Source organism: Pseudoruminococcus sp., assembly GCF_047012705.1.
GTDB lineage: Bacteria > Bacillota > Clostridia > Oscillospirales > Acutalibacteraceae > Pseudoruminococcus.
Genome location: NZ_JBKXNW010000008.1, coordinates 19,487 through 29,750 on the forward strand (window position 1 = coordinate 19,487; position 10,264 = coordinate 29,750).

The 10,264-nt window shown below is 39.5% G+C and carries 12 protein-coding genes; 1 reads left to right on the forward strand and 11 read right to left on the reverse strand.

Annotation, left to right across the window (positions count from 1 at the left end; translation table 11 throughout):
- Positions 1-502: 502 nt before the first annotated feature.
- The 11 genes from ACLU24_RS08915 to ACLU24_RS08965 form a co-directional block, all read right to left on the reverse strand.
- Positions 503-2,191: a sulfate adenylyltransferase subunit 1 gene (locus tag ACLU24_RS08915; protein ID WP_412612054.1), complete on the reverse strand. Its 1,689-nt coding sequence runs from the start codon at positions 2,189-2,191 to the stop codon at positions 503-505.
- Positions 2,191-3,090: a sulfate adenylyltransferase subunit CysD gene (gene cysD, locus ACLU24_RS08920; RefSeq protein WP_106764931.1), complete on the reverse strand. Its 900-nt coding sequence runs from the start codon at positions 3,088-3,090 to the stop codon at positions 2,191-2,193. The genes ACLU24_RS08915 and cysD overlap by 1 nt, the downstream gene beginning before the upstream one ends.
- 12 nt (positions 3,091-3,102) lie before the next feature.
- Positions 3,103-3,417 carry a 4Fe-4S dicluster domain-containing protein gene (locus tag ACLU24_RS08925; RefSeq protein WP_412612055.1) on the reverse strand — a complete coding sequence of 105 codons (315 nt, stop codon included), beginning with the start codon at positions 3,415-3,417 and terminating at the stop codon, positions 3,103-3,105.
- On the reverse strand, positions 3,401-5,080 hold the full coding sequence (locus ACLU24_RS08930; RefSeq protein WP_412612056.1) for an adenylyl-sulfate reductase subunit alpha: 1,680 nt from the start codon (positions 5,078-5,080) through the stop codon (positions 3,401-3,403). The genes ACLU24_RS08925 and ACLU24_RS08930 overlap by 17 nt, the downstream gene beginning before the upstream one ends.
- Positions 5,081-5,318: 238 nt before the next feature.
- Complete coding sequence (locus ACLU24_RS08935) at positions 5,319-5,732, reverse strand: M67 family metallopeptidase (RefSeq protein ID WP_412612059.1); 414 nt, start codon at positions 5,730-5,732, stop codon at positions 5,319-5,321.
- Positions 5,729-6,541, reverse strand: a complete 813-nt coding sequence (thiF, locus tag ACLU24_RS08940) for a thiazole biosynthesis adenylyltransferase ThiF (RefSeq protein WP_412612060.1) — start codon at positions 6,539-6,541, stop codon at positions 5,729-5,731. The genes ACLU24_RS08935 and thiF overlap by 4 nt, the downstream gene beginning before the upstream one ends.
- The gene (gene thiS, locus ACLU24_RS08945) at positions 6,541-6,747 is read right to left on the reverse strand and encodes a sulfur carrier protein ThiS (protein ID WP_412612063.1); all 207 of its coding nucleotides are present in this window, start codon (positions 6,745-6,747) and stop codon (positions 6,541-6,543) included. Before thiS ends, thiF begins: the two co-directional genes overlap by 1 nt.
- Before the next feature lie 15 nt (positions 6,748-6,762).
- Positions 6,763-7,080 (reverse strand): thioredoxin family protein, encoded by a 318-nt coding sequence (locus ACLU24_RS08950; RefSeq protein ID WP_412612065.1) that lies wholly within the window; start codon positions 7,078-7,080, stop codon positions 6,763-6,765.
- Positions 7,081-7,326 (reverse strand): sulfurtransferase TusA family protein, encoded by a 246-nt coding sequence (locus ACLU24_RS08955; RefSeq protein ID WP_022264677.1) that lies wholly within the window; start codon positions 7,324-7,326, stop codon positions 7,081-7,083.
- Positions 7,319-8,179: a 4Fe-4S binding protein gene (locus tag ACLU24_RS08960; protein ID WP_118366066.1), complete on the reverse strand. Its 861-nt coding sequence runs from the start codon at positions 8,177-8,179 to the stop codon at positions 7,319-7,321. The genes ACLU24_RS08955 and ACLU24_RS08960 overlap by 8 nt, the downstream gene beginning before the upstream one ends.
- A 58-nt stretch (positions 8,180-8,237) precedes the next feature.
- Entirely contained in the window at positions 8,238-9,485 is a 1,248-nt protein-coding gene (locus ACLU24_RS08965; RefSeq protein WP_412612302.1) for an O-acetylhomoserine aminocarboxypropyltransferase/cysteine synthase family protein, read from the reverse strand.
- A 251-nt stretch (positions 9,486-9,736) separates the two neighbouring features.
- On the opposite strand from ACLU24_RS08965, the gene ACLU24_RS08970 reads away from it, so the two are divergent.
- Positions 9,737-10,189, forward strand: coding sequence for an Rrf2 family transcriptional regulator (locus ACLU24_RS08970; RefSeq protein WP_412612067.1), 453 nt, complete (start codon positions 9,737-9,739; stop codon positions 10,187-10,189).
- Positions 10,190-10,264 lie beyond the last annotated feature (75 nt).

Here is a 10,264-nt window from a genome sequence, read left to right on the forward strand (position 1 = left end):
GCGGCGAGCCGCCGCTCCCGAGACGCGGAATCGCTCGACAAGTCTCGCTCGTAGTGAGTAAGAGCAGATTGTTGCCACGGTCGTTGAAACTACCGAAAGGGCGAACTTCGTTCGCTCCTACGCTTAGCTAATGCACTTGCTCTAAGATACTTAAAAGTTTAGGTCAAGCCTTTTTAAAGCGGCGAGCCGCCGCTCCCGAGACGCGGAATCGCTCGACAAGTCTCGCTCGTAGTAAGTAAAAGTAGATTGTTGCCGCGGTCGTTGAAACTACCGAGAGGGCGAACTTCGTTCGCCTTTATTGACTAATGTTGGTCTTCGCCCAAAGGTGTTTCGCTCTCTGCGGAGAGCGACCAAAGGCTCTGCCTTTGGAAACTGCAAGCTTTTAAAAAAGCTTGAGCAAAACTTTTAAGTATCTTAAAGAAGTATATTAGCTATATTATATACTTTTTAAATAAAAAAGTAAACAGCCTTAGTCTATTTTTGACTTAGGCTGTTAATAAATTTAGGCTTTAATTATAATCTTACGATAAGTATTGAACTTAATCCACTTAGCAAAGAATTGTGGGTCGTTGCTATCTGCAAGAGAATTGTATTCTTTAAGGAAGTCTTGTACAGCTTCATTACTGTCTGCGACAACCTCAAAGCCTCGTCCATTTATAACAGGGAAACCGCTATATTCATACTCGCTCGCAGGAATAATAGCTGTGATTTTCTTATCTCTTACGCTAATAGCTACTTGGTCACGAAGTACGATTATATCAAAGCTATCCGGATAATGGTAGCTTTCACCGTCAACAGGAATTTCATCGCCGACTGTATAGGTGTTTCTTACCGGCTGATACTTCAAAACATTAAGGCTTGATGTATCATAGTAGAATTCCTCAAATATATCGCCTCTTGCTTCAACATCGCCAAGCTTGAATGATGCCTTTGCTGAACCTGAAACTGCCTTTTGGCTGACATTCTCAACAACACCGCAAGCTGATGTCATATTGGTAACTCTATCAATGAGAATAATTTCTCCGAGTGTTTTATGTGCGGAGAAAAGGTCTGCAACAATAGCTTCTGTGAGGAGAATTTCGCAAACAGCTATACCATTCTTTTCGAGAGTTTCTGTCTTGATATGCTCGCCTGTATTTACATTAACTGCATAATCAACGGCTGTAATAATGCCTGAAATAGTCTTTGTGCCAAGCTTGACAAGATAATCCTTGCCGATAACGAGTGGTTCATCGTCCATCCAAAGAAGTGAAACCTTGAGCTTTTTATATACTGCAATATCAGCATTTTTTGAAAGCACACAGCCTCTTGAAACATCAACCTCTTTATCTAAGGTTATTGTTACAGGTTGGCCTTTATGTGCTGATTTTACCTCTTTGTCTGTAACAAAAACGCTCTTGACATTTGCCTTTTCGTTGCTTGGCAATGCAACAATCTCGTCGCCTACGCTTATACTTCCTGCTTCAATTTGTCCCTGAAAACCTCTGAATGTATGGTCCGGACGGCAGACTCTCTGAACCGGCATATAGAAACCTTTTTCCTCATCTGATGAGGATATATCAACAGTTTCGAGATACTCTAAAAGCGGAACTCCGTCATACCACTTGATATTTTCGGACTTGGTGGTGACATTATCGCCCTCTGTTGCTGACAAAGGAATAATTTTTACATTATCAAGTTTAAGTTCTTCTTTAAGCTCATCAATCTGCTTTACGATTTCATCAAAGCGTTCCTTGCTGTAACCGACTAAATCCATCTTATTTACGGCAAAGACAAAGTAACGAATACCCATAAGTTTGCAGATTCTTGCGTGACGCCTTGTCTGAATAAGAACGCCTTGTGAAGCGTCAACAAGGATAACGGCTAAATCTGCAAAGGACGCACCTACTGCCATATTTCTTGTATATTCTTCGTGGCCTGGGGTATCGGCAACTATAAAGCTTCTGTTATCTGTTGTAAAATAACGATAAGCAACATCTATTGTAATACCTTGCTCACGCTCTGCCATAAGTCCATCAAGGAGAAGCGAATAGTCTATTGCACCGTTTCGGCTGCCAACCTTACTATCAAGCTCAAGAGCTTTTTCCTGGTCAGCATAAATCAACTTTGCATCATATAATATATGTCCGATAAGTGTTGATTTTCCGTCATCAACACTTCCGCAGGTTATAAATTTAAGTAATCCTTTCATTAGAAATAGCCCTCCCTTTTTCTACGCTCCATACTTCCTGCCGCCTCATTATCGATAACTCTTGATGTACGCTCTGAGGATACTGAGCTTAGAGTTTCATCAATGATTTCATCGAGTGTAGTTGCAGTGGATTCTATACCGCCTGTAAGCGGATAGCAACCAAGTGTTCTGAAACGAACTGACTTCATTTGCGGAACTTCTCCCTCTTTGAGTGGGAAACGGTCATCATCAACCATTATGATGTTGCCGTCACGCTCTACAACAGGGCGTTCAGCCGCAAAATAAAGAGGAACTATATCTATATTTTCACGCTTGATATACTGCCATATATCTTTTTCTGTCCAGTTTGAGATTGGGAAAACTCTTATGCTCTCGCCCTTTTTAATCTTTGTATTATAGAGTTTCCACATTTCAGGACGCTGATTTTTTGGGTCCCATGCCTGAGCTTCATTTCTGAAAGAGAAAATTCTTTCCTTTGCTCTCGACTTTTCCTCGTCACGCCTACCGCCACCGAATGCTGCTGTAAAGCCGTATTTGGTAAGTGCCTGCTTGAGAGCCTGAGTTTTCATAATATCAGTATAAGCTGCTCCGTGGTCAAATGGGTTTATTCCCTGCTTAACTCCGTCTTCATTTGTATAGACTATCATTTCTATACCGAGTTTCTTGGCTGTTTCATCACGGAATTTAATCATATCCTTAAACTTCCATGTTGTATCTATGTGCATAAAAGGAAAAGGAGGTTTTTCGGGATAAAACGCTTTCATAGCAAGATGAAGCATTACGGAGCTATCTTTTCCTATTGAATAAAGCATTACCGGCTTTTCACATTCGGCTGCTACTTCTCTGATGATGTATATAGCTTCTGCTTCGAGTTCGTCAAGGTGTGAAAGTTCACTCATTTTCTTCTCTCCTTAATACTTATTTGATTCCCTTTGGTTTATATCTATCTTAATGGTATCGCCCTGAGGTTTTTCTATTATCCAGCTTAGAATATCTCCGTTCTTTTCGGTATGAACCATACTGCCCATACCGCCTATATCCGCACCGAGATAAAAATTTATTGCGTGTACGGGACATTCCTTAATGCAAGAGGTACAGCCCCAGCAATCCTTTGGATACTTGATATATGCCTTACCGCTCTCATCTATTTTGATAAGACTTCCGGGACAGACATTTCGGCATCTTCCACAACCAACGCATTTTTGTTTGTTAATTGCTATGCTCATAGCTCTTACCTCCCGGTACTAAATCACGAAGGATTATTTTTATTTCGCCGTTTTCAAAGCGTGAATTGACATATTTATTAAAATTCTTATCGTCCTTATTCGGATAATCAAGATTTTCTGCAAAGCTATGCCAACGGGTTTCTTTTCTTGCTTTGAGATGTGCTATAACACTTCTGCAAACTGTAAGTCTTTCACGAAGTTCATAGATATACATAAGTTCCTGAAAATCTTCTGCGTAAAGCGAATTTGAAAGCTCTGTGAGCTGTTTAATCTTATAGTCTGCAATATCAAGCTGTTTCTCATTAAAACGATAATTTGTTTTAATACCACCTGCATAAGAATCCATAACACTCTGCATAGCCTCTTCAAGCTGTTCTGTTGTAAAGTGGGAATCCTTTTTGGTAAGAAAGTTTTCAACCTCTGAAATGTGGCTGTCTATATTACTACTCTCGATAGGTGAAATATCATTTTCGGAAACATATTCAACTGCGGAAAGGGCTGCAATCTCACCTTCTGCCAAAGCACCTGTGACATATTTCTGCGGAGCACCGCCGGCAACATCACCGCCTGCAAACAAGCCATTTATTGTGGTTGCTCTCTTTGTATCAACCCAATAGCCACTTGCTGTGTGTCCGCCTACTATGTAAGGCTCTGTACCCTCGATTTCAACATTCTGCTGAGATGGATTTTTTCCACTCTCTATCCACTTGATAGTTTGTGAAGGAGCCATATTCAAATATGCTTTTAGCAAGGATTCGTCCTGTTCGGGCGTAATGCCCTCTGTTCTGAGATAGCAAGGACCTCTGCCCTCTTGATTCTCATTGACTGTGCCATAAACTCTCTCGGAAGTAGTTAAGCCATATTTTGTTTCATAAACTTCTCCAAGTGAATTTACTTGTTTAGCTCCGACACCCTGTGCAAGAGTACCTGTTGGGGCAATCGTATCTTTACATCTTAAAGCTATGAAACGCATTTCAAAAGTGGTCATTTCTGCACCGGCCTTTATTCCCATTGCATAGCCTGCACCTGTATTGAATGGCGGATACCACATTTTATGGCGTGAAAAACCTGGATTATTTGGCTTATAAAGTCCTGCCGCACCACCTGTGGCAATTATTACTGCCTTAGCCTCAATAGTATAGAAAGTATCATCATCTATGCCTATTCCAAAAGCTCCCTGGATTCTGTTATCCTTGACGGCAAAGTCGATTACATTTACTCTATTGAGAATAGTTGTATTTGGCAAGGCTTCTACTGCTTTAGCGAGTATCGGCTTTATGTTTTCACCATTTATTTTAAGATTGCGGTTTCCTCGTGTTACATACTTGCCGTTTTCGTCCTTGAGAATTACAAGTCCGAGCTGTTCAAGCCTATGTGTAACGGAATTAAGTCTTTCGGACATTGTAAGGAGCAAATCTTCTCTTACTATGCCATCTGCATCGTGCTTTGCGTAATCAACATAGTCCTGAGGCGTTCTGCCCTCTGTGATATATGCGTTAAGAGCGTTTACACCAGCTGCAAGGCAACCACTTCTCTTTATATGTGCCTTTTCGCAGATTATAACTTTTTTATCGGAATTTTCGGATATTGTCAAAGCCGCATAGCAACCTGCTGTTCCGCCGCCTATAATCAGAATATCTGTTGTAAGCTTTTCTGTCTTCATATTGCTTCCCTCATTTTTTGAAACTACCGCACTTTCCCAAGAACCTTAAAAGTTTCGCTTGAGCCTTTTTTCTTTTGTTAACAACATTAGTTATTAAGTGCGGACTTTGTCCGCACTTAGAGTGCAAAGAATGTTAAGGGCTTTGCCCTTAAAACCTACCAAAGGCTCTGCCTTTGGAAACCGCAAGCCTTTAAAAAGGCTTGACCTAAACTTTGAGTGTCTTATGGAAGGTTTATTCTTAATCCTCTATTATGAGTTCTTCTTTTTTTGCGGTATCTCCAGTGATTTTGAATGAATTTAATACAGGCTCAGCTCTATTCATAAGAGATAAAATCATATAGCTTGCTTTGCTGTCATAGGCAAGTCTTTTATCCTCTTCCGAAGGTCTTGATGGCGACTCTGGGTGAGAATGCCAGTTGCCAAGCGGTACATAGCCTTTACTTCTCATATCCTTGATTGCGGCAAGCTGTTCTTTTGGGTCAAGTGTAAAATGCTCATTGGAATGGTCTATATTTGTGAGAAGATAAACTTCCTTTATTATCTTATCACCGTTTTCAACTGTACCTGCAATCAAACCACAAGCCTCATTGGGAAGTTCTTTTTCTGCGTGTGCAAGAATTTTTTCGTAATCTGATTTTGATAGCTTAATCATAAATGTACACCGTCACATTCTGCCTGTTCGTAGTCGATAAGTTTTGTGATAGTCGGGTGCTTGCCACAAATTGGGCAATTATCTGTATTGCTTGGAAGCTTAACCTTTCTGAACTCCATTTTAAGAGCATTATATGTAAGGAGATAGCCTGTAAGCAAGTTGCCCTGACCAAGAATATACTTGATAGCTTCCATTGCCTGAAGGCTTCCGATAACGCCGCCCATTGCACCGATAACACCTGCTTGCTTACAAGTAGGAACAGCGTCCTTTGGAGGTGGATTTCTGAATACACATCTGTAGCAAGGACCTTTTCCCGGAACATAAGTCATAAGCTGTCCCTGGAAACGAATGATTCCTGCGTGTGAGAACGGTTTCTTTGCCATTACGCAAGCATCATTGATGAGGAATTTTGCCGGGAAGTTATCTGTGCCGTCAATAATGAAATCGTAGTCCTTAATCAAATCAAGGATATTTTCGCTTGTAACAAAGGTATGATATGTAATAACTTTAACATCAGGATTAATTTCTTCCATAGTTTTCTTTGCGGACTCAACCTTTGGAGTTCCGACATCTTTTGTTGTGTGAATAACCTGACGCTGGAGGTTTGATAAATCTACATCATCTGCATCTGCAATACCGATAGTTCCAACACCTGCTGCTGCAAGATATAGAGCAACCGGTGAACCTAAACCGCCTGCACCGATAATAAGGACCTTAGCATTGAGGAGCTTTTTCTGTCCCTTTGCTCCGACTTCTTTTAATATAATGTGTCTTGAATAACGCTCAAGCTGTTCGTTTGTGAAAGCCATTACTGACCACCTCCCATGAAATAAAGGAACTCTACAACATCACCGTCTTTGAGTGTTGTGCTTTCAAATGCACCGCTCTCGACAAATTCATCGTTGATTGTAACTGTGACATATTCCGGGGTTTCTACCTTTTCATCTATAACGAGCTGTGCAACTGTAAGATTATCTGCAACCTCTTTGTTTACGCCTGCTACTGTGATTTTCATAATTATCTCTCCTACTTACTTTAATTTTTCTATCTCGTCAACTATTTCTGACTTCTTGACAGCACCTCTGAGTCTTGACTGCTCTTGACCGTCTTTAAAGAAAATGATTGTCGGCGACGCCTGAACTTCGTATTTTTCCATAAGAGCTGAATCAAAGTTTATGTTTACCTTGACAACCTTTAAGATATCGTCATATTCTTTTTCAAGCTCTGAAAGAACCGGTGACAATCTCTTGCAAGGAATACAGCTATCTGAATAGAAATCTGTTAAAACAAGCTTATCTGAATTAAGAACTTCCTGCTCAAAATTCTCTGTATTAACACGAGCTGCCATTTAATCACCAACCTTTTTTACGATAAGATTATAAGTGCCGTCCTCATTATCTATGAGTTTCAGAATCTGATGTCCCTCTTCCTTAATACTTCTTGGGACATTCTGAACCGGTTCGCCGTCGTTCATCTTAACTGATAAAATCTGTCCGTCATCAAGTTCCTCTAAAGCAACCTTTGCTTTTACAAAGGTTGTAGGGCAAACTACATCTGTAATATCTACGATATCATCAATAATAAAATCAGCCATTGTATGCCTCCAAAATCTTTTCTTCAAATTTTTCTTTTCCTACTCGGTCTATTGTAAACTTGAAACGCTCGCTTGGCTTTGCATTATCTGCAAAGAACTTTATAGCAGCATCACAAATTCTCATAAGCTTTTCTTTGTCCTCAATAAATGGGATTATTGTTTCGCCCTTATTTATTGAATTACCAAACAAGCCACCGAAGGAAACTATATATCCATGAACTGTATCCCACGCATCTGTCGGGCAAGCTTTGAAACATCTTCCGCAGAAATTACATTTGCTCTTGTCAACAGTGATTTTGCCGTCTTTAAGAGTGATTGCATTCTGTCGGCAAGCTTTTACACATACGCCACAACCGATACAATCGCTTTCTCTCCAATCGACCTTTATTCCACCCTTGATTCCTAAGTCGTTTTCTTCGGATTTAAGGCAGTTATTCTGACAGCCTGTTATGCCGAACTTGAACTTATGTGGAAGCTCCATTGCGAAATATCTGTCATCAAGCTCCTTTGCAAGAGCATATGTATCAATACAGCCACTTGGACATACTGCTTGTCCCTGACAGGCTGTTATTGTACGAACTCTCGGTCCGCAAACGCCAGGCTCTACATCGCCCTCTGCAAGTGTATTCTTAACTTCTTCTATATCATCTAACTTAATAAATGGAATTTCTACACTCTGTCTTGATGTGAGATGTACATAGCCATCTCCGTATTTATCAGAAACTTCAGCAATTTTTGCAAGCTGCTTAGCTGTAAGATTTCCTCCGACAACTCTCAACCTAAGAGAAAAATTATTTTTTTGTTTTTGACGCATAAATCCGCCTTTTTTAAGAGTTGCATAATCGACTGCCATTTGTTACTCCTCCTTGCAAGGGATTCTCTCCCTTGAACTAAACTTTATTTATAAAATGTTAAGAGTTATAGCTGGAAGCATTCATCTTGTTTATTGCTTGCTCGAAGTCTTCTATCAGGTCTTTTATATCCTCTATGCCAACGCTTACTCGAATGCTATCTTCATAAACGCCTGCAGATTGCTTCTGAGCTTCTGTGCTATGAGCATATATCGTGCTTGACGGGTGAATGACAAGGGTTCTTACATCACCTATATTAGTAGCGTTTATTGAGTATTTAAGGTTATTGATAAGATTAAAGGCTCTCTCTTTGCTACCTGCACGAATTGTTAAGATTGCTCCACCTTTTCCGTTAAACATTCGCTTTGCAAGCGGATAATACGGTGAGCTTTCAAGGGCCGGATAATTAACTTCAACTCCGTCTGCTGTACTCAGATATTCGGCAAGTTTCAAGGCGTTATCACAAATACGCTCCATTCGTAGGCCGAGAGTTTCAAGACCAACGGAATTAAGGAACGCATTGAATGGTGAAAGACAACAACCAACATTTCTCCATATTCCGTTTCTTAGCTTTGCGAGATAAGCAAATTTTCCGTACTTCTTATATTCAGCCATTCCCTTATACTTATCAGTATCCCATTTAAAGTTGCCACTGTCAACTATTATTCCGCTGATAGAATTTCCTCCGCCATTTATATACTTTGATGAGGAATGAATTACTATATCTGCTCCGAAATCTATTGGTCGGATAAGGTAAGAAGTAGCTGTCGTACTATCTATTATAAGTGGAATATTATATTTATGGACAAGCTCTGAAACCTCTTTTATATCGACAATATCAAGCTTTGGATTTCCTATAAGCTCTGTAAAAACTGCCTTTGTTTTATCGTTTATGAGAGGTTCTACGCTTTCGGCTGAAATATGTTCTACGAACTTAGTCGTAATTCCGAAAGCTTTCAGGTCTGAGAACAAATCTATTGTTCCTCCGAAAAGTCCTGAACCTGCTATAATCTCATCGCCAGCTTCTAATATATTTAAAAGTGACATCGTAACAGCCGCCATACCTGACGAACAGGCAATCGCCCCTATTCCGTTTTCTATAGAAGCAATTCGGCTCTCGAAAGATGAAACTGTCGGATTGCTTATTCTTGTATATGCAAAACCAGGGGCTTTATTATTAAAGACTTTTTCGAGCTGTTCAGCAGATTCCTGCGAGAAAGCACTTACTTGATAAATCGGAGTAAGTGTAGCTCCTGTCTTTTTATCAATCTCAAATCCTCGGTGCAATAAAGCTGTATTAAACTCCATAATATCACCAACCCTTTTCAACAAACCTTGAAGTGCTTCCAATTATAACCTACTTAACATATAATTTCAATAGGTATTATAAGATTTTGGCACTTTATATAATTTTTATTTTTATATAAGTCTATTTTTTATATTTCTTACAATGCCTATTTATTTAGTATATATTGATTTTCCAGAAAAACTGTGATAACCTATTATTATTATATGTTTAATATGTATTTAAATAAAATTTTTAAAGGAGCGTGTTCTTTTTGAAAGTACCAATGAAAGTTCAATTAGGTATTATGGCTATGATAGATATTGCCACAAATTCACAAGGCGGACGAGTTGTTACCACAACAAGTATTTCTAAGCGTCAGAATATTTCCCCGAAATATCTTGAACAGATACTCCCTGCTCTAAGACTTGCTATGCTTATCAGAAGTCAGAAGGGTTCTAATGGCGGATATGTTATAACAAAGCCATATAATCAAATCACCTTAAAGGATATTATAAATGCACTTGACCCTAACATTCTTTCTGATGTGTATTTTGATACTAATAACAAAAATTCAACTATGATAGATACTATAAATGATGATTTATGGAACAATATGACTTCATATTTGCAGGATTACGCAGAGAAAATTACTCTTAAAGATATTTGCGATGATTACTGTCAAAGACTTGATAGCCAAGAGGATCAGTTTATGTATTATATTTGACCAGCTTTCCTAAGACTGCTAAAGTTTAGGTCAAGGCGGCGTGCCGCCGCGGTCAAGACGCGGAATCGCTCGACA

What these genes read in the sequence shown, in the direction of transcription:
- ACLU24_RS08950 (WP_412612065.1), bottom strand. Translation starts at nt 7,080, where the DNA reads ATGGCAGCTCGTGTTAATACAGAGAATTTTGAGCAGGAAGTTCTTAAT.
- cysD (WP_106764931.1), bottom strand. Translation starts at nt 3,090, where the DNA reads ATGAGTGAACTTTCACACCTTGACGAACTCGAAGCAGAAGCTATATAC.
- ACLU24_RS08915 (WP_412612054.1), bottom strand. Translation starts at nt 2,191, where the DNA reads ATGAAAGGATTACTTAAATTTATAACCTGCGGAAGTGTTGATGACGGA.
- ACLU24_RS08965 (WP_412612302.1), bottom strand. Translation starts at nt 9,485, where the DNA reads ATGGAGTTTAATACAGCTTTATTGCACCGAGGATTTGAGATTGATAAA.
- ACLU24_RS08955 (WP_022264677.1), bottom strand. Translation starts at nt 7,326, where the DNA reads ATGGCTGATTTTATTATTGATGATATCGTAGATATTACAGATGTAGTT.
- ACLU24_RS08935 (WP_412612059.1), bottom strand. Translation starts at nt 5,732, where the DNA reads ATGATTAAGCTATCAAAATCAGATTACGAAAAAATTCTTGCACACGCA.
- thiS (WP_412612063.1), bottom strand. Translation starts at nt 6,747, where the DNA reads ATGAAAATCACAGTAGCAGGCGTAAACAAAGAGGTTGCAGATAATCTT.
- ACLU24_RS08930 (WP_412612056.1), bottom strand. Translation starts at nt 5,080, where the DNA reads ATGAAGACAGAAAAGCTTACAACAGATATTCTGATTATAGGCGGCGGA.
- ACLU24_RS08960 (WP_118366066.1), bottom strand. Translation starts at nt 8,179, where the DNA reads ATGGCAGTCGATTATGCAACTCTTAAAAAAGGCGGATTTATGCGTCAA.
- ACLU24_RS08925 (WP_412612055.1), bottom strand. Translation starts at nt 3,417, where the DNA reads ATGAGCATAGCAATTAACAAACAAAAATGCGTTGGTTGTGGAAGATGC.
- thiF (WP_412612060.1), bottom strand. Translation starts at nt 6,541, where the DNA reads ATGGCTTTCACAAACGAACAGCTTGAGCGTTATTCAAGACACATTATA.